The 23,449-nt window shown below is 40.6% G+C and carries 24 protein-coding genes; 3 read left to right on the top strand and 21 right to left on the bottom strand.

The genetic code is table 11. The annotated features are described in order from the left end of the window. Positions 1-3: 3 nt before the first annotated feature. Entirely contained in the window at positions 4-354 is a 351-nt protein-coding gene (locus AC07VK_RS22360; RefSeq protein ID WP_492959647.1) for a DUF7009 family protein, read from the bottom strand. Then, on the bottom strand, positions 344-1,222 hold the full coding sequence (fdhD, locus tag AC07VK_RS22355; RefSeq protein ID WP_492959649.1) for a formate dehydrogenase accessory sulfurtransferase FdhD: 879 nt from the start codon (positions 1,220-1,222) through the stop codon (positions 344-346). The genes AC07VK_RS22360 and fdhD overlap by 11 nt, the downstream gene beginning before the upstream one ends. A 244-nt stretch (positions 1,223-1,466) precedes the next feature. Here fdhD and AC07VK_RS22350 point away from each other — a divergent pair, with 244 nt between their 5' ends. Next, on the top strand, positions 1,467-2,408 hold the full coding sequence (locus tag AC07VK_RS22350; RefSeq protein WP_492955058.1) for a Dyp-type peroxidase: 942 nt from the start codon (positions 1,467-1,469) through the stop codon (positions 2,406-2,408). 334 nt (positions 2,409-2,742) lie between these two features. Here AC07VK_RS22350 and AC07VK_RS22345 read toward each other — a convergent pair whose 3' ends face one another. The 3 genes from AC07VK_RS22345 to AC07VK_RS22335 are packed head-to-tail and all read right to left on the bottom strand — an operon-like array spanning position 2,743 to position 5,404. Then, entirely contained in the window at positions 2,743-3,657 is a 915-nt protein-coding gene (locus tag AC07VK_RS22345) for a helix-turn-helix domain-containing protein (protein WP_492959651.1), read from the bottom strand. A 19-nt stretch (positions 3,658-3,676) separates the two neighbouring features. Then, on the bottom strand, positions 3,677-4,414 hold the full coding sequence (locus tag AC07VK_RS22340; protein WP_492959653.1) for an SDR family oxidoreductase: 738 nt from the start codon (positions 4,412-4,414) through the stop codon (positions 3,677-3,679). Positions 4,415-4,426: 12 nt separating this feature from the next. Further along, positions 4,427-5,404, bottom strand: coding sequence for an aldo/keto reductase (locus tag AC07VK_RS22335; RefSeq protein ID WP_492959655.1), 978 nt, complete (start codon positions 5,402-5,404; stop codon positions 4,427-4,429). Positions 5,405-5,620: 216 nt separating this feature from the next. On the opposite strand from AC07VK_RS22335, the gene AC07VK_RS22330 reads away from it, so the two are divergent. After that, positions 5,621-6,640, top strand: coding sequence for an SDR family NAD(P)-dependent oxidoreductase (locus tag AC07VK_RS22330; RefSeq protein WP_492955054.1), 1,020 nt, complete (start codon positions 5,621-5,623; stop codon positions 6,638-6,640). 471 nt (positions 6,641-7,111) lie between these two features. Here the strand turns inward: AC07VK_RS22330 and AC07VK_RS22325 are convergent, their stop codons facing one another. From AC07VK_RS22325 to AC07VK_RS22315, 3 genes are read right to left on the bottom strand one after another with little or no spacing between them, the layout of a single operon-like run. After that, on the bottom strand, positions 7,112-7,384 hold the full coding sequence (locus AC07VK_RS22325; RefSeq protein WP_492959659.1) for a UBP-type zinc finger domain-containing protein: 273 nt from the start codon (positions 7,382-7,384) through the stop codon (positions 7,112-7,114). A 2-nt stretch (positions 7,385-7,386) separates the two neighbouring features. Further along, positions 7,387-8,631 carry an NAD(P)/FAD-dependent oxidoreductase gene (locus AC07VK_RS22320; protein ID WP_492959661.1) on the bottom strand — a complete coding sequence of 415 codons (1,245 nt, stop codon included), beginning with the start codon at positions 8,629-8,631 and terminating at the stop codon, positions 7,387-7,389. Between the two features lie 9 nt (positions 8,632-8,640). Continuing rightward, positions 8,641-8,973: a phosphoribosylpyrophosphate synthetase gene (locus AC07VK_RS22315; protein ID WP_492959663.1), complete on the bottom strand. Its 333-nt coding sequence runs from the start codon at positions 8,971-8,973 to the stop codon at positions 8,641-8,643. A gap of 249 nt (positions 8,974-9,222) precedes the next feature. Between AC07VK_RS22315 and AC07VK_RS22310 the strand changes: the two genes are divergently transcribed. Further along, positions 9,223-9,402: a hypothetical protein gene (locus tag AC07VK_RS22310; protein ID WP_169501870.1), complete on the top strand. Its 180-nt coding sequence runs from the start codon at positions 9,223-9,225 to the stop codon at positions 9,400-9,402. Between the two features lie 114 nt (positions 9,403-9,516). Here AC07VK_RS22310 and AC07VK_RS22305 read toward each other — a convergent pair whose 3' ends face one another. From AC07VK_RS22305 to AC07VK_RS22245, 13 genes are all read right to left on the bottom strand, one after another. Beyond that, on the bottom strand, positions 9,517-11,205 hold the full coding sequence (locus AC07VK_RS22305; RefSeq protein ID WP_492959665.1) for a sigma-54 interaction domain-containing protein: 1,689 nt from the start codon (positions 11,203-11,205) through the stop codon (positions 9,517-9,519). A gap of 346 nt (positions 11,206-11,551) precedes the next feature. Then, positions 11,552-12,724 carry an MFS transporter gene (locus AC07VK_RS22300; protein ID WP_492959666.1) on the bottom strand — a complete coding sequence of 391 codons (1,173 nt, stop codon included), beginning with the start codon at positions 12,722-12,724 and terminating at the stop codon, positions 11,552-11,554. A gap of 63 nt (positions 12,725-12,787) precedes the next feature. After that, positions 12,788-13,723, bottom strand: coding sequence for an alpha/beta fold hydrolase (locus tag AC07VK_RS22295; RefSeq protein WP_492959668.1), 936 nt, complete (start codon positions 13,721-13,723; stop codon positions 12,788-12,790). A gap of 402 nt (positions 13,724-14,125) precedes the next feature. Further along, on the bottom strand, positions 14,126-15,073 hold the full coding sequence (locus AC07VK_RS22290) for a D-2-hydroxyacid dehydrogenase family protein (protein WP_492955047.1): 948 nt from the start codon (positions 15,071-15,073) through the stop codon (positions 14,126-14,128). Between the two features lie 25 nt (positions 15,074-15,098). Beyond that, positions 15,099-15,725: a TMEM175 family protein gene (locus tag AC07VK_RS22285; protein WP_492955046.1), complete on the bottom strand. Its 627-nt coding sequence runs from the start codon at positions 15,723-15,725 to the stop codon at positions 15,099-15,101. Positions 15,726-15,733: 8 nt separating this feature from the next. Further along, positions 15,734-16,348 (bottom strand): alpha/beta hydrolase, encoded by a 615-nt coding sequence (locus AC07VK_RS22280; protein ID WP_492959670.1) that lies wholly within the window; start codon positions 16,346-16,348, stop codon positions 15,734-15,736. Positions 16,349-16,350: 2 nt separating this feature from the next. Continuing rightward, positions 16,351-16,653 carry a GNAT family N-acetyltransferase gene (locus AC07VK_RS22275; protein ID WP_492959672.1) on the bottom strand — a complete coding sequence of 101 codons (303 nt, stop codon included), beginning with the start codon at positions 16,651-16,653 and terminating at the stop codon, positions 16,351-16,353. 5 nt (positions 16,654-16,658) lie between these two features. Next, a complete protein-coding gene (locus AC07VK_RS22270; RefSeq protein ID WP_492959674.1) occupies positions 16,659-17,594 on the bottom strand; it encodes a ring-cleaving dioxygenase in 936 nt (311 codons plus the stop codon). Between the two features lie 5 nt (positions 17,595-17,599). After that, positions 17,600-19,906 (bottom strand): histidine kinase dimerization/phosphoacceptor domain -containing protein, encoded by a 2,307-nt coding sequence (locus tag AC07VK_RS22265; protein WP_492959676.1) that lies wholly within the window; start codon positions 19,904-19,906, stop codon positions 17,600-17,602. A gap of 2 nt (positions 19,907-19,908) precedes the next feature. After that, entirely contained in the window at positions 19,909-20,598 is a 690-nt protein-coding gene (locus AC07VK_RS22260) for a YoaK family protein (protein ID WP_492959678.1), read from the bottom strand. A 12-nt stretch (positions 20,599-20,610) separates the two neighbouring features. Further along, entirely contained in the window at positions 20,611-21,084 is a 474-nt protein-coding gene (locus AC07VK_RS22255; protein ID WP_492955040.1) for a Dps family protein, read from the bottom strand. 18 nt (positions 21,085-21,102) lie between these two features. Continuing rightward, positions 21,103-21,537: a DoxX family protein gene (locus AC07VK_RS22250; RefSeq protein ID WP_492959680.1), complete on the bottom strand. Its 435-nt coding sequence runs from the start codon at positions 21,535-21,537 to the stop codon at positions 21,103-21,105. Positions 21,538-21,540: 3 nt separating this feature from the next. Then, positions 21,541-23,433, bottom strand: a complete 1,893-nt coding sequence (locus AC07VK_RS22245) for an amidohydrolase (protein WP_492959682.1) — start codon at positions 23,431-23,433, stop codon at positions 21,541-21,543. Positions 23,434-23,449 lie beyond the last annotated feature (16 nt).

The following is a 23,449-nucleotide window of genomic DNA, read 5'->3' as shown; positions in this document are numbered from 1 at the left end:
ACCTTAACTATTTAAATGGGGATTGGGGTAATTGTCGCTTTGGTCCTCTTCTACATTATCGAGGCAGGTAAAGTCCTTTTCTATCAACAAGCTAACAGGCCCGCTAAGCTCACTAAATCCTACCTTATCTGTATTGACCAGTTCTTCCACCATTTTTTTGGGCATATTCAGCACGATGCGGTTATCAATAAAATCGGCACTTAAGCTGTCATCACTTATAGTTGTTATGGCGTATTCTAATGTTTTGCTCAAGAAATGAGAACTTTCGGACAGAAACCCAGCCGTACCCAGTACCTCGACTTCGGATTTGGTTAATCTATATCTTAATGAATTGCCTTTAATTCTAATTTTCATGCGATGTCGGGATTAATATCTGATCGTTAATGGTGTATATGTTAAATCTGTCGTTTCTAAGAAAGCCAAGCAATGTAATATCGAACTCATTGGCCAATTCTACGGCGAGGGTTGATGGAGCACCAATTGCGGCAACAACCGAAATTCCAGCCATGGCAGCTTTCTGGATGAGCTCAAAGCTGGCCCTACCGCTCAAAAGCAATATAAATTGATTTAGGGGAAGCATATTCCTGCTTAACGCAGTACCGATTAGCTTGTCTAATGCATTATGACGCCCCACGTCTTCGCAGAGCAATAACAATTCGCCTTCTATGGTAAAAAGACCTGAAGCATGGATACCACCAGTTGCTGCAAAATTGCTTTGGGCCAGTCTCAATTTTTCGGGCAAGCTGTAAAACACACTGGGAGATAAATGCATCTCCTCTTGTTGAACTGAATTTGAATAGGGGCTTACTGTTCTAATGGATTGTATAGACCCCTTGCCGCAAACCCCACAGCTTGAGGTAGTATAGAAATTCCTGTCAGATTGCAAAAGATTGGGCATAAACCCTTCTATCAATTCTACACAAACAACATTTTCTTTTTGCAGTTCACAGGATATGGGTACATGGGCGATAGCTTTAACATTTGCATGTGAAGAAATTATACCCTCTGTAAACAAAAAACCAAGGGCAAGTTCCAGGTCATTTCCGGGTGTGCGCATGGTGATGGAAATATTCTGCTCAATCCGGTTCCCGGTAGGCCCATATACTATTCTAATTTCGAGTGGCTCTTCCACCGATAATATGTCCAATGAAGGCGAAGCGATAAAACCTGAAACTTTATTGACAGGTAGGTGCTTAATCGAAACTGATGGAATATCCCTCATAACAATGATTGGTAAAGTCAGAAATTAACACTAAATATAGTTATTTTGAATACAAAGCAATTGTTATTTCATGATATAGTTATTAAGCCGGCAGTGTGCACAAGCTTGTAGCTATGGTATATGTTTTACACTCATAAAGCCCTTTATTTTGTCGGGTCTTGCCATTTCGAACCAATTAAATTTAATTATATTTAACTTCAAAAGAAGGAATATTAGTCAGACTAAATGCTTAAAAAATATAACTGTGAATCAATCTCAAAACGTAACAGACTATCCGAATAACAATACCATTTTTACCGTTTGGAAATTTAAAGATGGTGCAGCTATCAGGCCTGCTTTCAAAAGACTTTGCGCACTGGTAGAGAATATGAACCGTTCCTATGCTGTTAGGGTGGTAAAAGGAAGAACGAGCTGTGTACTGGGCGTGGGCTTTTCGGCCTGGACAGAACTGGGATTACCCTTGCCTCCTCCTAAGGAACTTTGTAATTTCGAGCCAATTATCGGGGCAAAACATACCGCAGTATCCACTCCTGGAGATATCCATATCCATCTTCGGGCGCTTGACATGGCAATATGTTTTGATATGGCAAGTGACATTGCCAGCATCATGCTACCAGTTGCCGATTGCCTGGAGGAGATACATGGATTCAGGTACTGGGATGGCCGTTCGATCTTGGGTTTTGTTGATGGAACGGAAAATCCAATTGGCGATGAAAGGCCTTTTTTTGCTCTTGTTGGAGAGGAGGACACAGCATATAAAGACGGAAGTTACCTTTTTGTGCAAAAATATTTACATGAAATGAAAAACTGGCAGGCACTTTCAACGGAGGATCAGGAGAAAGTAATCGGTCGGTACAAAATGAGCGACATCGAAATGACTGATGATGTAAAACCCAGCAACTCCCATAGTGCCCTTGCCGGAATTGAGGATCAAGCAGGAAATGATCTTAAAATAATCAGAGACAATATGCCTTTCGGGCATCCTTCAAAGGGTGAAGTTGGTACCTACTTTATTGCTTATTCTAAAAATTTCAGTACCGTTAAGGAAATGTTAACAAGAATGTTTATTGGTTATCCGCCTGGCAATTCAGATCGGATACTCGATTTTAGCACCCCACACACAGGCACCTTATATTTTGCGCCAAGCCTTACGATGTTACAGGCTTATGCTGAAGAAGGCATGTAGAGAATTCTTATTTATACTCAGCACTATCAAACAAAAAAGCAGCTCTTTTCAGAACTGTTTTAAAAAATCCGGGGTCATTAGCAGTGAATTTATTGCTGATTTAAAGAGAATTGCAGAACTAGATACTAAAATGACAGCGTATGATAACCTTGTAAAATTGAGAAAAGAAGGAGAAAAATCAGTGCCAACAAATAGATTATAAGAAGAAAAAAATCAATAAAATAGCTAATATTTAATCTTAAATAAATGCTTCATATAAGCAATTCTTCAAACTCATTATCAAGCATTAATGTTAGTATAAAGTGGCTTTTATTCATTCACTTTCTGCCCTCTTTTAATTAAACGAGTGTCTGAACTCCAAAGGTGAAACATTCGTCTTTGTCTTGAAAAGTTTGCTGAACGATTGTGAATGTTCAAAGCCCAATTCATAAGCAATTTCCGAAACGGAAAGATTTGTCGTTGATAATTTTTCTTTAGCTTTTTCTATGATTGCGTTCTGGATGTATTGCTGTGTGTTTAGTCCCGTCAATGAACTCAACATATCACTCAAATAGCGCTGCGATAACTTTAATTCAGTACTGATATATCTCACGGATGGCAAACCGTCTTTCAGGTTGTTTACATCTTCTAAATAGTTGTTTAAAAGTTTGTCTAAAGAAGTTATGATATCGTGATTGATTGCTCTCCTCGTAATAAATTGTCTATTGTAAAAACGATTGCTGTAATTCAATAACAATTCTATTTGTGACACCAAAACATCCTGGCTGAAGTGGTCAATATTGTTGTCTAATTCATCGGTTATTGCAGCAAATAAACTGGCTATAATTTCTTTTTCCTTTTCTGATAAAAATAAGGCTTCTGAAACATCGTAAGAGAAAAAGCCATACTGATTTATTGTTTTTCCTAACGGATAATTTCGGATAAAATCCGGATGGAAATACAAAGCGATCCCTTCATAGCTTTCTGCTTCTTCAGGTGAAAAAACGATTTGTTTTGGCTTCAAAAATGCTAATCCCCCTTCTTCAAAATCGTAATGGCCTTGTCCGTATTTTATTTGTCCTGTGAATGTAGGCTTAAAGGAAATTTTGTAAAAATCAAGACTCACTTTTTGCCCTTTTGGAAACATCTTAATCGAAACATTATTGTAAGCAACCAATGCAATCAACGGGTGCAATGGGGCAGGAAGTCCCAATACTCGCACCAGTTGCGATATACTTTCAATGTGATTGATGTTGGATTGTTGTTTCATTTTTTGTTTACGAATTTAATCAATTTTGTTTTGACGGACGAATAACAATATCCCCGATTTCAACATCCATAGGCTGGCTTACTGCATAAATTACAGCATTTGCAATGGCTATGGGATCTATAGCAATTTGTTCCATTCCTTTTTGAACAACTGTTTTCATTTCTTCATTTTTGATGTTGTTCGCAAAATCTGTTTTCACTAATCCGGGCGAAATGCCTGTAATGCGTATGTTTCCGTCCGACTCCAGACGAAACGCTTCTGCAATAGTGCGAATCGCATTTTTAGTTCCTGCATAAACGCCCTGCATGGGCACAATCTTTATTCCTGAAGTTGAAATAATATTGACGATATGTCCTGATTGTTGTTGTTTAAAAACAGGAATCGCAGCTGCCATGCCATACAAAACGCCTTTGAGGTTAACATCGATCATTTCTTCCCAACCCTCAATATCCAAGTCATCAATGCGACTTAATTGACTGACGCCTGCGTTGTTTACAATCACATCTAATTTTCCGTATTGCTCAACTGCTTCATTTACCAAACGAACTAAATCGGCTTTATTCTTTACGTCAATTTGAGCAAAGGCAGCTTCACCACCTTTGCTTTTAATTTCGTCAACAATTTGTAGTAATTGTTCTGTTCGCCTTGCACCCAAAACAACCTTTGCACCGTTTTTTGCCAATTCTATTGCAATGGCTTTACCCATTCCACTACTTGCGCCTGTGATAGCAACTATTTTTCCTTTAATATTTTGCATTGTTATTGGTTCTTATCTGTCTATTTGTTTTGCTAAAAATTCGGGGTAGCGGTCGCCTACCAGTGTAATTCCACTTACTGTTGTGTCAATTTTGGTAAGTTCATCGGCTGTTAATATAATATTTGTACTGCCAATGTTTTCTTCTAAACGATGTAATTTTGTAGTTCCTGGGATTGGTGTTATCCAAGGCTTTTGAGCTAAGAGCCAAGCTAATGCTAATTGTCCTGTCGTAACATTTTTTTGTTTAGCAATTTCAGAAAGCGCTTCCACTAAAATCAGATTGGCCTTTATATTTTCTTCACTGAAACGTGGAATAATATTTCTACGGTCGATATCCTCTAGCTTTTTGTTTATGCTACCTGCGAGGAAGCCTTTGCCCAAAGGACTGAAGGGAACAAAACCAATTCCCAGCTCTTCTAAAGTTGGTATGATTTCATTTTCTGGCTCACGCCAAAACAAAGAGTATTCGCTTTGTAATGCTGATACAGGTTGAACAGAATGTGCTTTTCGAATAGTTTTAGCACTTGCTTCCGATAAACCGAAATATTTTACTTTGCCCTCTTGTATCAGGTCTTTTACTGTCCCGGCAACATCTTCTATCGGAACATTAGGATCAACTCTGTGCTGATAAAGCAGATCAATGTAATCTGTCTTTAATCTTTTTAAAGATGCTTCGGTTACTGCTCTAATCGTTTCGGGTCTGCTGTCTAGCCCTACCGCTGGTCTGGCATCTTTACAACCAAATTTCGTAGCAATTACAACATCTTTTCTATAATGCTGTAATGCCTCACCCACAAGTTCCTCGTTGGTGTAAGGTCCGTAAGCTTCAGCGGTATCAAAAAATGTAATACCTCTTTCAACTGCGTTGCGTAGTAACCTGATGGCCTCTTTGTTATCAAGACCTTTGCCGTCCAGAAAGTTTAAACCCATACAGCCAAAGCCCAATGCGGAAACCTCTAATCCGCTATTTCCTAATTTTCTTTTTTGCATAATTCTATTTAACTGTTTCTAAAACTGAATAAATCTCAGGTACAAAACTCCTGATTGTCGCGCTGTAAAAAGTAGCCCAATTGGTAATTGTTGTAGTCAGATTGTCAAACGTTTTTTAAAAAGCTGACCTTATGAACAAAGTTAATTGACACGCTAAACAAAACCTGCCTTTAACCAACCACTTAAATTTGTCTCATACATTTAATAAAAACAAAAATGGAAAAGAACAATTATCAAGGCGCATTACAACAACCACTGGGCTCAGGCTTTAGCAAGACCTCAACTGCAACAGAAATTATCAAAGGCATTAACCTTAAAGGAAAGATCGCAATCGTAACAGGTGGTAACACTGGCATTGGTCTGGAAACAACAAAAGTACTGGCAGCAGCAGGCGCAACCGTAATCGTACCGGCCAGGGATATCGAAAAAGCGAAAAAAAATCTCGAAGGCATCCCAAATGTGGAAATTGAGCAAATGGATCTTGCTAAGCCAGACACCATTGATGCATTCGCCAAAAAATTCCTCACTTCTGGCAAACCGCTACATTTATTAATCAATAATGCGGGAATTATGTGGGTGCCTTTACAGAGGGACAGCCGCGGGATCGAATCACAACTATCAACTAATTATCTGGGACAGTTTCAGCTAGTGGCAAGATTATGGCCAGCACTTAAAATCGCTAATGGGGCACGCGTAGTCAATGTTTCTTCTCTGGGACATCACATGGCACCCTTTGATTTCGAGGATCCCAACTTCGAGCACAGGGAATACCAGACGCTCTTAGGATATGGACAGTCAAAAACAGCAAGTAACCTATTCGCCCTTGAACTGGATAACCGTGCAAAAGCACATCAGGTAAGAGCCTACTCACTACATCCAGGATCAATCGCTGGAACTGAGTTAGCCAGAGATGCTGATATAGAGTTGTTTAAACAAATGGGCTTTTTTGATGAAAATGGAAATATGCGCCCGGAAATATTGGCCAGCCTTAAAACGATACCACAAGGTGCAGCGACTTCAGTATGGGTTGCAACCAGTCCCTTGCTTAACAGCATCGGTGGCGTTTACTGCGAGGATAACGATATCGCCGAACTGCTATCTGAAGATCACGCTGCACAAAAGAAAGCTAAACTACATCAAAGCGGCGTAACGGCCTATTCGCTAGATGAAAGCAGCGCAAAAAGACTATGGAAACTAACTGAGGATATGATAGGGTTTGAATTCAAAGTAAACTAGCTATGAAAAAGGCTGGGAAATTAGCAAAGCGGATTACTTTACTTGCAAGTGGCGAGGCATCCTTTATCACCCGTTCGGAGTATTTGATCGATGAGCACCAGTGCATTTAGTAGAAATGAGCAAAAACCAATAACATTATCACCATGGAACATATATCCAAATACCTGACCAAAGACATTAAGCTTTCCAGCTATGAGGACAAATTGTTAATCATACCTGATGTATGATGACCATATGCTGGTGTGGTTCATTTCGGGAGAAACCAGGATCATACAAGCAGAATCAGCCTTATGTTTAAAACAGGTGTTTCTTCTGGAAAGATTCCTACAAAAATATTTACCGGACAACAGTGGGATGAATGTACCATATCACTTCGTAAAGCATTTCTTTCCGTAACTATTTTTGTACGGCCAGGTTACTATTAATTTCATACGTTTTAACCAAAAGCCATCTTTTTTATCATGTTTAAAATCAGTATTCAACCATTTGATTATCCAGAAAGCAGTACATCCACCGTTCTCCCGGTTCTGATGAGATTATAACAGGATGTTTTTCTGCCCGGCAATGATGCGACATGTGTTGCATTGGTGATGAATCACAACACAAAGTAATGCCACAAGTTTGGCAGGTACGAAGATGCACCCAATCTGTACCTTGTTTTATACAGGTTGCACAAACATATTCTTTTGCAGTTTTTAATTCTTTTACAGCCTCAATATGGCTGCAGATGCTGTTGCTTTCCATAATTACAATTTTGATAAATATTGATGAACCTGAGTTACTGCCATGGCACCTTCGCCTACAGCCGATGCAACCCTTTTTACCGAATTAAACCTGACATCACCCGCGGCAAAAGAGCCAGGCACACTGGTTTCTAAATGATAAGGCGGCCGTTCCAGTTGCCAACACATCTTATATTGCTCCAGGCTAAGCAAATCGTTACCTGTATAAAGATATCCATTTCTGTCCCTGCAGATTGCAGTTTCAACAGCCCATTCGGTATTGGGTTTTCCACCTATGCAGATGAATAATTTTGAGGTGTCGTGCCATGTTTCTGTTCCGTCCTGACTGTTTACAATTTTGATGCGCTGCAGATAATCATCACCTTCCAGTGCCATTACTTCAGCATAATACAGGACATGAATATTCTTAATGGATGCTATCCGCTGAATCAGGTATTCAGATAGGGTATCTGCAAGGTTACCTTTTCGGATTACCATGAAAACGCGTTTGGCAAAGCCAGAAAAATAGGTAGCAGCCTGTCCGGCAGAGTTTCCGCCACCAACAATATAAAGGTCTTTATCCTGACAGAAAAAAGCCTCACTTGCACCGGCACCATAATAAACACCTTTATGAAAAAACCGGTCCTCCTCAGGGAGATTCAATCTGGCATACTCCACACCGGTTGCACAAATATTTGTTTTGGCGACCAGCTTTTCGCCGCTTGCAAAATCTACATGGATTCTATTGTTATAAAAAGTACCTTTAATCCCCTCTTTTAAAAGCAAAATCTCTACACCGAATTTTAGTGCTTGCTGCCTGGCTCTTTCAGCAAGGTTTGCCCCGGATATTCCTTCAGGAAAACCCAGATAATTTTCGATCAGCGAACTTGTACCAGCCTGCCCGCCTATAGCTTCACGTTCAATCAAAATCGTTTTCAAACCCTCTGATGCAGCATAAACCGCGGCACTTAGTCCGGCAGGACCAGCACCGTAAATCGAAAGATCATATTCTGCATATTTGGGTTTGGTAATCCAGCCCAGATTACAGGCAATCTGTTCTAAGCTTGGATTTACGATCACTTTGCCATCAGGAAATTCTATTACAGGCTGCTTATCTGGATTATTAAATGAGGTAATTCCCTGGCCCCAGCCCAAATCATCATGCGTAATGTCGAACCATTCGAAATCGATAACACTTCGTTTCAAAAAGTCTCTTATGGGGTAAATTTCAGGAGAATCTGCTTTACCATATAGTTTTAGCTTGTTCATGAGCAATTTCTAATCGGTTCGGGTTTTTAATTGTTTAATCACTTCATCACCGGCGCTTTCGGATGAAGTGCCGTAACCATTCACAAAAATTCCTTTTATTTTACCATCAACAGAGGATATGGCATAAACAATGGCCTCATCATCGGGATCGGATTCTCCTTCAAAACGATAATGTTTATCAATCAAAAATTGCTCGGGAGACTCCTGAAATAGGTTGTCTCCGCTACTTAACTGGCTACTTTTCAAATTGAAATCGACAATATACCCCTGTTTAACCAGGGCATTTACAACTTCGGAAAGTGAAGTCATTTCTCCGATATGTTTTAAATAATCGTTATCCATAATCATTTGTTCTTTTTAAATGACATGTTAATTTACCAAAAAACAAACCAACACACAACACACTGTAAAACAAAACATTAAAAACAAACCATTAATAAAAAACTGACGATATAAAGTGAATTTATGATAAAATCAGTCATATTTTTTTTTAAAAAATATAGACGATCAAAAGATGAGTTATTCAATGTATAAAAAAGAAAAAAAGGGCAGTTAAACTAATTTAAATGGTTATCTTTAAATAAAAAAGCCATGATTATAGACCCAAATAAGGAAGAACTTTCTGACGATAAGGAAGATGCATTAACCAGCGAGGAAGATGCGTTAAATCAAAGCACAATCATCAGTGATGAAAGGGCTGCCGAACATGATGCCGATTTGTTAGACCAGGCAGACAAGGCTTCCCGCTCATCTTTCGAATTGGATATTTAGGCCAATCGTTATGCCAGGAAAAATGGCGATATCCTTTAGAAAAGCTAGAAGATATCGCCATTTCAGTAAGCAGTTTGCAAAAAATAAGCATGAACATTATTGCTTGAAGATTTATCAATAAATGTGTTTTTTGGCCAGGCCAAGCTTTTTGATTTTCGAATTCAATGTGGTTGCCGGAACACCCAATAATTTTGCCGCGCCATGCTGACCGGAAATCCGCCCGTTACATAACGCTAATACCCTGAATATATGCTCGCGTTCATTTTCAAATATGGTTTTAACAGCCCCAGCTGAAGATATGGATTGTTTATTATTCTCCGGAATTTCGATATCCTTAATCACATTACCCTCTGCCATTACCACTTGCCTTTCGATAAGGTGCTCCAATTCTCTTACATTCCCAGGCCAGCTGTAAGCCATCATCGTGGAAATTGCCTTTTTTGAAAATCCATGAAGGTTTCGATTCGACTTTTTGGCGAATTTCGCTAAGAAAAAAGTAGCCAACACAGGTATATCCGGTTTTCGATTTCGAAGTGGTGGCAATGAAACCGGAAAAACATTTAACCTGTAATATAAATCACGCCTAAACCGCCCCGCCTCAACTTCTTCTAAAAGATTTCTGTTGGTGGCCGAGATGATGCGCACATCAGTTACAATAGTTGTTTTGCCCCCAACACGCTCTATTTCTTTTTCCTGTAAAACACGAAGCAATTTAACTTGTAAATCGAGCGGTAACTCCCCAATTTCATCCAGGAAGATTGTACCCTCATGCGCTTGTTCAAACTTCCCGATCCGTTTTTCTGTAGCACCCGTAAAGCTTCCTTTCTCATGACCAAAAAGTTCAGATTCGATTAAACTAGGTGGAATTGCGGCACAGTTGACCTTAACCATTGTTTTTTTACTTCTTGAAGAACCGTCGTGAACGGCTTTGGCGATCAGCTCTTTCCCTGTCCCGGTTTCGCCCAAAATTAAAACTGTAGTTTCTGTGGAGGAAATCCGGTTGAGCAGTCTGTAAACCTCTTTCATTTCAGGGCTACTCCCAACAATTTCGGGGTGTGCGAGGATTTCAGGTAATTCTTTAGGCTCAAAAATCAGGTATTCATCAAGCTGCGCACTTAGTTTTTCAACTTTCTTTTCTAACTGCTTAATTTTTTCATTAGCAAAGGCTGATGTTTCAGACCCGTTTATAATTTGAGCCTCGGCAGGCCTTGCAAGATCAGGGCCATCTACATTTTTTCCCTCAATTGTAGCTAACAGTCCCGCTATGAAATCGGCAATGTTACAGCAAAAAGTCAATCCTTCTGCACTTAATTCCCGCTTGTGATTATGAAGTTCGAAAGTTCCCAGTATGCGACCATTATTCTCTAAAGGAATATAACAATGAAAATGATATTCTGTAGGGTGGTTGGCGAGGCAATGGTTCTCGCCAAAATCAGCTATCCAGTCTTGCCTGGACTTAAGCACTGGAAAATCAAATCCCGAAATTTCTTTTGTAATCAGTGAAAGGCTGATCGGATCGGAAATAATTTCTGTACAGGATATTTTGCCTAAAATAGCCTCTGTGAGATATGCTCTTGTAATGTGGTCCATTTCATCGTTATAAAGAATCAATGCAGCACAATCAATAGAAAATAATGGATTTAGTTTAGAAAATACACCTTGAAATAGTTCCTTTAAACTAAAATTCTTTTCTTGCGCGCTTACAATTTCTGCCCGCTCTGCGAAATACGAATTGGTATGAGACTGAACATCATTGCCATAAACATTGGCCCCGGAGTGATAATCTGATTCCTGCTTTCTCATTTTTTATAATTGACCTTTCCCAAAATATTTATGCGGGAATTGGATGAATGAACTTTAACGCAATCGCAAAACGAACAATATCCGGATGATTATTCATCATCGCTGAGCGTTTGAGGATTGATTCGATAGGGACTTAGCTTGTTAATGTTCAAACCCGCGAATTCAAAGAACATGCCAAAGGCAGGAATATGGCGTTATTGCTTTACTGGCAATGCCATTAAGATAAATGGCTCACGATATTTCGCTAAAAGGCGATTTTGAATACGAAATAAAGTAGAAGACCCGAATGATCCAGCGATTGAATAATAATGAAGTAATTGAATGGGACATCACACGCCCCAAAACATCATCTTTCCTTATCCTTTCCAATGATGACCATCAAAAATGCAAGCGCTGCGAAAGTAATCATCTGCCAGGTTACCATTTCCCAGCCGCCCATTTTCCAACAGATTAAGCCAACAAAGGCACCGGTTGCACCACCAATAAAATAGCAGGTCATGTAAACCGTATTGATCCTGCTATTGGCTTTTGAATCGAGGCTATAAATTAGTGCTATATTAGTTACCTGGGTGGCCTGCACACCTATATCTAACAATACTACAGCAACTGAAAGCGCAATAACCGAAAAAGGAAAAACTTTTAACACCAGAATACTCGCGATAACCAAAGACAGCGTAATAATGAGCGAACGCTTTGGTTTTCCGCCAGCATCAGAAAGTTTCCCAAAGAGAGGAACCAATAAAGCACCGGCGACAGCTAATAATCCAAATAAACCTATGGTATCGGTTTGATAATTAAATGGGGCACCGCTAAGATGAAAAGTTAAAGCAATCCAAAATGAACTTAGTGTACCAAAAGTTAGCGCACCTATTAAGGCCGTTCTTCTCAAAGTTTCAAAACGTTTAAACTGCCCGAAAGTTGATTGAAGCAACTCGGCATAACTGCCAGCAAAACGGTCTTTACCTGAAGGAAAATCTGTTTGCATTAATATAGCTGATAGTGCCACCATTATTGCAGAAATACCAAAAACGTAACGCCAGCTGAGCCATTCAGTCATGAATCCACTGAATACCCTAGCCGCTAAAACGCCAACCAAAATACCCGTAAAAATGATTCCCACTATCTTTCCTCTGTTTTCGGAAACCAAACTTGCTGCCATAGGCAAAATCACCTGAGCGGAAACGGCAAATAAACCAACAGCTAAGCTCGAGGCATAAATTATAGCCAAATTTGGTGATAAAGCCATTGCAACCAAAGCTGCTACCAATGCAAGCTGCAAATAAAGAATTAATTTCTTTCGGTCCATTTTATCGCCCAGCGGCGTTAAAAAAAATAAGCCCAAACCGTATCCTGCCTGAGATAAAACCGAAATTAGTCCTGCCGATTTCTCATCTATTTTTAAAGACGAGGCAATTGCACCAAGTATAGGCTGACTGTAATAAACGTTGGCCACACATATTCCTGCCGTTACCGACATAATGAGAATCTGGGCGGTACTTAGTTTTTGTTTTTCTGACATCGTGTGTAATGTTAAAAGGTGGATATTCGGCATGTAATGTGCCCGATATCCACCAATGATTGATTATTCTTTAATGAATTTGATCAGTTCTTCATTGAACTTATCTTTTTCTTCGAGAAAGGAAGCATGGCCGCTTTTATCAAAGGTTACGAGTTTAGAACCCTCGATTCCTTTATTCATTTGTTGCGCTAATGCATAGGCAACAATGTGATCGTCTTTTGCATGCATGATTAAAGTTGGGATTTTGATTTTTGCTAAATCAGCCCTCAAATCTTCATCTCTTAAAGAAATAAGTGCTTGCTCCATTGCATAAGCTGATGATTGAAGTTCTATCGAGTATAACCACTGGCCAATACCTGGAGAGAGTGAAGTGGCATTTAAAGCAAATTTACCTCCAACCGCAGCCAATAATGCAGGGCGATCTGAATCATTAACGGCAACCCAGCTACTGATATCCTCTTTTGTGAATAATGGGTAAGGATAATCGGCAGTTTTAGTGTGACGAGGTGCGGCGGCCGAGAACAAACCAAGCTTTTTAATGTGTGCACCATTGTATTTGGCTGCATAATGTAACACGATTGCACCACCCATGGAGTGTCCGCCGATTACCGCATCCTTAATATCCATTTGATCTAAAACACTTTTGATATCATCCGCAAACTGATCATAATCATATTTACCAAATGGTTTATCAGACTGGCCAAAGCCTCTTAAAGTAATCCCAATCGCCCGATAACCGGCCTTAACCAGAGCATGGTACTGATACTCCCAGGATGAATCGCTTAATGGATAACCATGGATCAGCACCACTGCCGGACCATTGCCTAAATCAGTTACGTGCAGTTTTACATTTGGCGCAACCTCATAGTATTCTTTTCTTCCTTCGGTAGCTGTTTTTTGTGTTTCTTCTTTGTTTTCTTTCGGATGTTCTTTACACGCGCTTAAACCAATTGCCGAAACGAGTAAAGTGACCGCAATGAGTTGATTGTACTTCATCATAATTTGTTTTTGTTTTAAAATAATTTATCATGCCACTACTTTAGGGGCTATCTCTTATCTTTCAAAACAAAAGCCAACCATCAACAAATTGATTATCGAACAATTAAATAAAATAAATACATTTTAAGCTTACCTTATTTCGTTAATTTATGATTCATTTTTTTTTTGAGGCAATGGAAAGCAGGGAAAAGGTGAACCTATTAGATGCAGATCCTCGGTGCCTCAGGATGATGGATATGGAGGCATCGTGATTGCTGAGAATGAACGACGAAGCAATCTTTACCACTAGTTATCCTGCTATAAAGACTGCTTCTCCGAAAATCGGGGCATGCTATCGGCTTAAAAGCCTTCCCACAATAACGGGAGTATTCTTCTCATATCATCTATCCATTAAAAGTTCACTTAATTTTTTGGATGTTTTGGCAGCCAATCCATTAAGGCCTTAATAATATCATTAAAAAAAAGGTTATAGGTATCCTGGGTAACGAAGCCGATATGTGGCGTAGCCAATACATTGTTCAATTTTCTGAAAGGGTGATCTTCATCAAGCGGCTCCTTATCAAAAACGTCTAAAGCTGCGCCGGCAATCTTATTTTCTTCCAGGCTTTTGATCAGTGCTTCTTCATCAACAAGTGGCCCTCTTGAAGTATTGATCAGGTAGGCGGTAGGTTTCATGAGTGTCAGGTCTTCGGCACCCACTATACCTTTACTCCTATCGCTCAGCACCATATGAACGGTTAAATAATCAGACTCCTCGAATAAAGTTTTTTTGTCTACATATCTCGCACCGCCAGCTAATGCTTTTTCGGGTGTTAAGTTTTCACTCCAGGCAATGATATCCATATCAAAAACTTTTGCCACGGCAGCAACCTGTGCCCCCAAATTCCCAAGTCCTAAGATGCCAAGGGTTTTCCCTTTTAAATCATTCCCTACCATATGCTGCCAGCCACCGGCACGCAGATTGGCATTTTCTTGCGGAATGTGTTTCGCGATGGCCATTAAGAGTGCCCAGGTAAGCTCTAAAGCGCCATGACCTAAATAGCCGGTGTTGCGCACTTCAATTTGCAATTTTTCAGCTGCAGCAACATCAATGGAACGGTTTCTGGCCCCCGTAGAAACGATCAGTTTCAGATTAGGCAGTTGCATGAGTAAAGCTGCAGTTAAAGGGGTACGTTCGCGCATCACGCAAATGATTTCAAAGTGTTTCAAGCGTTCCACAATTTCATCCTCGCCATGAAGATGATCGGTAAATACTTTAATATCGGCATGTTCGGCAAGTACCGTCCAATCGGCAAATGATTTCGCTACATCCTGGTAATCATCAAGTATTGCGATTTTATATTTTGACATGTTTTATGAATTTAAATCCTTTTAATTACAAAGCTGGTGTTTCGGTAAAGTTAATTTTCTTAGATGATGCTGCCCAGAATATCCAAAGTAAAACGCAGATAAGCAAAGCATAATCGGGATAAAAAAACGAAAGGACAAAAGCGATTAAGTAGGTCGGGAATCCATACAGGTAGTTATTCCGGAGTTGCCTGATGGCAACATCACTGATTCCGGGACGCAACAGTTTTTTATCCGAGCTAGCCTGTTGCCAAAGCAGGTTGAAAGCCAGATTAATCAAAACGAACAGCCCGGTGTAAATGGTAACCGAAAGCTGCTTCGAATCTGTTAGAAAAAACCTGGCCAGTAGTGCGCTGGGAAAAGAAACAAGCGAAACCAGGAATAGAATGAGCCCATTGGCAAACATTAGTCCCGTGTTTCGTTTGTAAATCTGTTTAAAAACTTTATGGTGGTTAACCCAGATAATAAAAATGCTAAAAAAGGAAATGACAAAAGCGATATAGCCCGGCCACTGGAGCTTTAATTGCTCAAGCAGGTGAGTGTAGGTATTGCCATCTTTTACTTCCGGTATATGAAGTTCGAGCACCAGGAGTGTCACTGATATGGCGAAAACACCATCGCTAAAAGCCTCTATTCTTTCTGTTTCCTTTTCCATTTGCTCAGTTAACCGTTAAAAATCAGCTTATTTACCTGTGCTATTTCTGAATGACTGATGGTATGCCCCATGTTTTGGTAAATAATCTCGGTAACCTCTGCGCCCATACCTTCGAGTAAAACTGTTGATTCTTTTACTCTTGAAACCGGAACATGCATATCGGGATCACTGCTGCCGATAAAAATAGGCGTACCGTCGAAGTCGCCATGATAATTGCGGTGATCCAACTGTTCACCGATAAGGCCACCTGTGAAAGCCACCACACCACCATAACGGGCAGCATTGCTTGCAACAAAATCGAGGGTTAAACAGGCGCCCTGAGAAAAACCCAAAAAGTAGATCTGCTCTTTTGTAAAACCTTGTTTTCCCAGATCAACTACAATATCGTTTATTGTTTTTAGCGCATTGGAAAGCGAAGGCTCATTAGCTGTCCGTGGTGCCAAAAATGATTGCGGATACCAGGTATTATTTTCAGCCTGCGGAGCGATCAGTGCAAATTTTGAAACCTCCAGGTATTCAGCCATTGATAATATATCCTGGGCAGTGCCTCCACGGCCGTGGATCATGATCAGTGCTTTTTCTGCCTGATCAAGGCTTTTTCCAGTTTTTATAATTTCTCTCATTTTTATTCTTCTTTTATTTTGTTCCAGATATCGCCGTAAAGCTCTTCATGCCGTTTGAACTGGATGTGAACATAGGGGCACATTGGAATAACCATTAATCTGTTTGCGCGGACATAGGCCACCATTGCATCGAGTAACACTTTAGCATAACCTTTTCCTTCTTTTGCAGGATCTACTTCGGTATGGTAAACGGTTAGATCTGAATCTTTGATATCAAAAATCATTTCGCCAACTTTTCCATCTTCATCATAAATATCGAACGAACTTGGTTCGCCTTCCTGAATGTTTAATTTTACCTGTGCCATCTTTTTTAAATTAATTTTGGAAGTAATTTATCTAATTCTTCGCGTAAATGCTCGTGCTGATGCGGTAATTTTAAATGTGTTCCCAACTCATTCAAGGGTTCATCAACAGTAAAACCTGGATTTTCGGTCGCAATTTCGAAAAGAACCCCTCCTGGTTCGCGGAAATATAAAGAGTAGAAATAATCACGATCAATTTTAGGCGTAATCTGTAAGTTTTTACTTAAAATCTGCTCCCTTAATTCCATTTGAATATCCTCGTTTTTAACGCGGAATGCCACATGGTGATTGGTACCGGCAGCATTTCTGCCCCTGTGGCCAGCTGGCACTTCCAGCAGGTCTACAATAGCTGCATTTTCTACCGTATCGGTAATAAAACGATATCGGTTTTCTTCCTGTCCCAGTAAACGGTAACCAAATAAATCGGTTAATACCTTTGCAGTTCCATCGATACTTTGCAGGGTTAAGGTGGTACTGTGGAAACCTTTGGTTGCGGTATCCTTTTTGATATCAGCAGTTTCCCAGGGGGTTCTGGCATCTGTAGTTTTGGGTACAATCAAACTCAGCGATAAACCATCTGGGTCTTTAAAAGCAAGTACCTGTTCGCCGAAACGCTCGGTAATTTCTTTTGTTTTAACGTTTGCACCGCCGAATCTTTCTAACCAAAACTGGTGACTGCCCACAGGTACGGAATAGCCGATTTCTGTTGCCATTCCTACGCCTTCTGTCCCCTGCCCAATTCCCTCCCAGGGAAAAAAGGTAAGAATGGTTCCTGCAGATCCACTTTCATCGCCATAGTAAAGATGGTAAGTTCCAGGATCATCAAAGTTCACGGTCTTTTTTACCAACCTTAAACCTAGGGTTTTGGTATAAAAATCGAAGTTTTGCTGCGCATTGCCTGCAATCGCGGTAATGTGGTGCAGGCCTAAAATGTTATTATTCATATCGTTTAATTTTTATTTATTAATGGTGCTGAGCTTTCTGTAATTAATTCGTTGTGGCGTTTGAAGATGACATCAAGCACAAGGCCATCATCATTCCACATTTTTATTTCTCCGTTAAGCTGTTCGGTAAGGCCGGTCATTAAGCTCATTCCAAGTGATTCGGTATGATCAGGATAGAAACCTGCTGGCAAACCAATCCCCGTATCTGCAATTTTCAGTTCGCAACACTCCTCTCCCGTGAGCAAGAAAGAAATGTGCACTTTACCTTTTTTATCACCTGGAAAGGCATATTTAATCACGTTACTAATGGCCTCGTTCAGGATCAAACCAAGCGGAACCGCCTGTGCAACATCCAATTTAATCGCCTCTGTTTCTAAAGTGAACTGGATTTTTCTATCAGTACCAAAACATTCGATCATATATTCTACCAGTTCTTTGATGTACCACTTCATATCGATTTCAGCCAGATTATCAGACTGATACAGCTTTTGATGAATGAGCGACATGGCATGCATCCTGTTCTGGCTATTCCTGATGGCTACCAATGCATCTTCATTATCCAGATATGCAGATTGTGTATTAAGCAGGCTGATGACAATCTGCAGGTTGTTTTTTACCCGGTGGTGGATTTCGCGAAGGAGCCATTCTTTTTCGCCGAGTATTTTCCTAAGCAGTTCGTTCTGTGTATTGATTTCTTCCTGCTTTTGCTCCAGGACAAGATTGCTACGCTTTTTTAAACGATAACGGTTATAAATGAGACCTACAAACAGCGCCGCGATAATAAGCCCTGCAATAAAAAAATGCCTCACCCGCTCCTCATTCCCGATCCTAACCTGCTGCAACTGATTTTTCTGATGCAGCAATGCAATGTCTTTGTCTTTTTTCTCGGTCTGATATTCGATTTCCAATCCCGAAATCTGTTTGTTCTTTTCGTTGTTCCAGATGGAATCCGTTAACCTTTTATAGGTTTTATAATGTGCAACAGCCGACCAGGGTTTGTTCAGTGCAGAATCTACATCAAACCAAAGCCTGTGCAACTGCGAAAGCGCCAGTAAGTTTTTCTGCGCTATACTTTGCTTTTCATGTTCTTTTAAATAACCGTCAGCAGCTTGAAATTGCTTCTCACGGATCAGTTTACGGATAATACTGCGATACAGATAAATCTGGTTCGGATCATCTTTGGGCAGGTCGTGATGGAATTTAATTAAAGTTTTGAAAAAAGGTTCAGCCTTGCCATATTGTCCAATATCGTAGTAGGTGTTGAATAAAATATAAGGTATGCGCAGTTTCATCTGCGTATCAGTTGGCGGATATTTTTTAATCAGCTCTTTCAATGCAGCTATTCCATCTTCAAACCTTTTCATCCGGACATAAATGGTAGCGACATTGGCAATTATGGTTTGCATGTAACCCGGATCTTTGTAACGCTCAGCAATGTTTTTAGCCCTTAACCAATAGTCAAGTGCTTTCTGGTCGTTCCTCAGGTAATAATAGGTTAAACCTAAATGGTTGTTTATAGAACTTCTTTGCAAACTTGTATCAGCCAACTGGTCGGCAGTTTTCTCGGCCAATAGTCCATATTTTAAGGCTTCTGAAAAATTGCCGAGGCTGATATTGGTAATACACATGTTATTGTAAACTCCTTGCAACTCTTTAAAGCCAACAGTCCTGTAAACGGCAAGCGAAGTATCCATTAGTTTTATGGCATAGGCAGGCTGTCCTTTGATGTTGTAATAATCGCCCAGGTTTTTGAGCGAATTGGCTTCTTCTAATTTATCCCCAACCTGGCGGTAAAGGGCCAGTGATTTTTCGTTGTAAGCAATTTTATTATCGAGATCTGCTCCTTCATTGCCAAAAAGATTACCCATAGCCGAATATGCTTCTGCCAATTGATCTTTCAGGTTTAACCTTGAAGCGTAAGCAATGGCCTGTTCATAAATTTTTGTCCCTAAAGCCCTATCTCCCAATTCGCGGATGATATTTCCTTTGAGTACCATACTTCGGGCAATTCCTTTGGCGTATTCAATCTTGCCGGCTAAAGCAAAAGCCTGTTCTCGGAATCGCATTGCCCGGGCAAGGTCGGCTTTTAATTCGCCCGGTAAATTGAGGTAATAGGTACCTAGTTCGATCCATAAATCGACTTTACTTTCTGTTTGGCCAAGCCTGCGGAGTTTAATTTCTGCTGTTTCAACTTCCCTGAGGGTCCTGATGCCCTGCCCTTTTGCAAGGGCAGGACTGATCAGCATGAAAGTAATGAACAAGAATCTGAATTCCGGCCTGCAAAAATTAGCTGTTCTATTTTTGGTTGGCATCTTTAAAGTTTAACATCATTTTTAACCGGTTTGGTGCTGTAATAGCAGATTACCATGGCAACGCCGGGCAGCACAATACCCACCAGCCCAAACAGTTGTCCGATCCAGGCACCGAGGATACAACCGATTAAAAACCCGCCCAAAGTGATTAATCCCTTATTTATCCCTGAAAGAAAGTCAGCGTTTTTGAAACCTGAATTACAAAACGACCTAATATCGAGCGCAAACTGGGTTACATTGCCCGTCATCATGGTTGTTGGTCCATAGGTTTCTTTGGCAAAAAGTTTCCCAAAGGCATTCTGCAGCCCCATGGCAAAAACCACGATCATGGTAACCAGGTACATTGGCCATGTAATTTCTCCATTATCGATATAGCCGAGTGAATAGGCTATTGCCCCGCCCAACAAAAGGATAATCCCTTCGCATAAAAGCAGAAAATGCCTGTTCGAAAATCTCGCCGATATCCAGCCACCAGCCATAACAGAGAGCATAAATATTGGGAAAGTCAACAGCTTGATCCAAGCATCACCATCAGTGCCTTTAATTATTTGATAGGCAAATACAATAAAGTTTCCTGTAACGTGAGCCGAGAAAATCTTATCGGCAGCAACAAAAGTGATACTATCGCAATAGCCCGCTATAATGGTTAATACAAGGGTTACAAACCAGATATTGTTCTGTTTTTCTTCCATTTTGTTTTTGATTTATGATAAGTGTGCCCTTAACATCCAGGCCATGGTTTCGTGTGTTTCCATTAAACCTGTAATGTAATCGCTTGTTCCGGCATCTTTAAGCGCCCCTGCATAATTATCAATGTTTTCCCTTAAATGGATCAAGATACTTTCGTGATCAGCAAGCAGTATTTTGATGTAGGTTGGTGCATCGTTCTTGCCACGGTCATCTTCGCTTAAGTGGGTCAATTCCAGAAACTGTTTAAGCGACGCCGGGGCATAATGGCCAAGTTTGCGGATCCGTTCTGCAACTTCATCAACAATACTTTCCAATTGGGTATACTGCTCTTCGAAGAATTTGTGTTTGTTGTAAAAATCTGGCCCTTCTACGTTCCAGTGCGCTTTTCTTGTTTTTGTATATAAAACGTATTCATCTGCAAGAATTTTGCTTAATGAATGTGCAACCTCGGCGAGGTTTTCTGCGCTGATTCCAATTTTAGCTTCCATGATTTTGATGTTTATCTGTTAATTAAAAAATGTGTTGATTAAGTAATGATCTATTGAAATGGTTCCAGGCCCAATTAGCCATAAAAAAAGCATGGCAAGTGTGTACATATATGGTACATCACGCACCTCTATCGGATCTTTACGGTGTACCACAAAGTAACCGATTGCTGTTACCCCTATTGATGGCAATAGGAAAAGCCTGGTTCCGAACCCTATTGCAACCAGAAATGGCACAACGGTATCAGAAAAAGTGGCAACCAGGGCATTTAGTTTATCTGGCAACCCCAAGGGATTTGGCACATGTTCTTTCTCTCCGTTTTGTACACGGAATTTTTTCATGCCATGTACCCTGAAAAGCTCGAGCATGAGCAGCAGCCTAAAAATAAGTACGGCCCAGTTATTAAAGTCTGATCCCAAATCAGAGTAAAGCAGGTATTTAATGATATTTTCCATGGTTTAAAAAGCAAAGCATGAGCAGCCCAGAGCGCCCCAAAATGCGGTGTAATTGTTTACAGGGAGGTTGCTGGTCCTTACTGCATCGTGATTATGGTTATGTACATTACAGCTACCCACGCAGGAATGCACCATGGCTAAAACTGAACCGGCTCCGTTTGCCCCTTTTGTTTTTCCTTGCTGATCTGTTTTATGCGTCAATGGAGAATAATATCCATTATAGTTTTTGGTTGGCGACCAGTCTGGTAGAATCGGGATTTTTGGTGGCGAAAACGAAGAGAAATCACCTTTTGCATACACAATTTTGCCGTCAACAATGGTTAAATCAGATTCGATACTTTTGATCTGTTCGTCGGCAACTTCGAAATAATCATGGTTAAGTACAGCTAAATCTGCCAGCATGCCTACTTCGATATCGCCCTTCTTTTGCTGTTCGTTCGAAAACCAGGCACTACCTCTGGTATATAGTTCTAAAGCGGTTTCTCTTGATAAAACGGTTTCCTCACTGTAGATTTTTAAGCCACCCACTGTTTTACCGGCAGTTAACCAGAACATGGAAACCCATGGGTTGTAACTGCTTACGCGTGTGGCATCAGAGCCTCCGCCAACAGGTACTTCCATTTCGAGCATTTTTTTAACCGGTGGTGTTTGGAGTGCAGCTTTTGCACCATAACGTTCGGTAAAATATTCGCCCTGATAAGCCATTCTGCTCTGGATCGCTATGCCACCGCCCAATGCTTTTACACGTTCAATATTCCGTTCGTCGATGGTTTCGGCATGGTCGAATATCCAGGGCAGGCCAGCAAAAGGAATATCTTTATTAACCTTTTCAAATACATTTAAAAACCGTCCGATGCTTTCATTATAAGTGGCGTGAAGCCTGAAAGGCCATCTTTTTTCGACCAGCAAACGCACCACACGTTCCAGTTCAGGTTCCATATTATCAGAGAGATCTGGCCGTGGCTGAAGAAAATCTTCAAAATCAGCTGCAGAGAAAACCAGCATCTCACCTGCTCCGTTGTGGCGGTACATATCATCTCCCTGGTAAAGTTTTACGGTATTGGTCCAGTTGTCAAAATCCTCAAACTCCTGTTTGGGGCGTTGGGTAAACAAGTTGTAGGCAATGCGAACGGTTAGTTGTTTTTGCTCATTTAATTCGCTTACGACTTTATAATCGTCAGGGAAATTCTGAAATCCTCCACCGGCATCAATTACACTGGTAATCCCGAAACGGTTCAGTTCGGTCATAAAATGACGGGTAGAATTTACCTGATGTTCGTAAGAAAGTTTCGGGCCTTTAGCCAGCGTAGAATATAAAATCATGGCATTTGGGCTGGCGATAATCAGTCCGGTAGGCTCACCATTGGCATCTCTCTGGATTTCTCCGCCCGGAGGCGCAGGCGTATCTTTGGTGTACCCAACGGCTTTAAGCGCAGCACGGTTCATAAAAGCACGGTCGTATAGATGCAAAATAAACACGGGCGTTTCTGGCGCAATGGTATTTATTTCTTCCAGCGTTGGCATCCTCCTTTCAGCAAACTGAAACTCAGACCAGCCTCCAACTACACGCACCCATTGTGGTGATGGGGTAATATCTACCTGCTCTTTAAGCATCCGTAAGGCATCGGCAAGCGATGGAACACCATCCCAGCGTAATTCCAGATTGAAATTTAACCCACCACGGATTAAATGGATATGGGAGTCGTTAATCCCTGGAACAACCCTTTTTTTGCCCAGATCAATCAGCCTTGTTGCAGAACCCGAAAAATTCATAATGTCGCTATCACGACCAACGGCGATAAACTTGCCATCTTTAATGGCAACGGCTGTTATTTCTTCCTTTTGCTTGGCAATGGTATGAACCTTACCATTGAATAAAATGATATCTGCAGTCATGGTGTCTTTTTTTTAG

This window comes from Pedobacter sp. GW821-FHT01D05, assembly GCF_059422505.1.
Note: the sequence above shows the minus strand (reverse complement) of the source record. Positions and strands in the feature narration are given on the sequence as shown.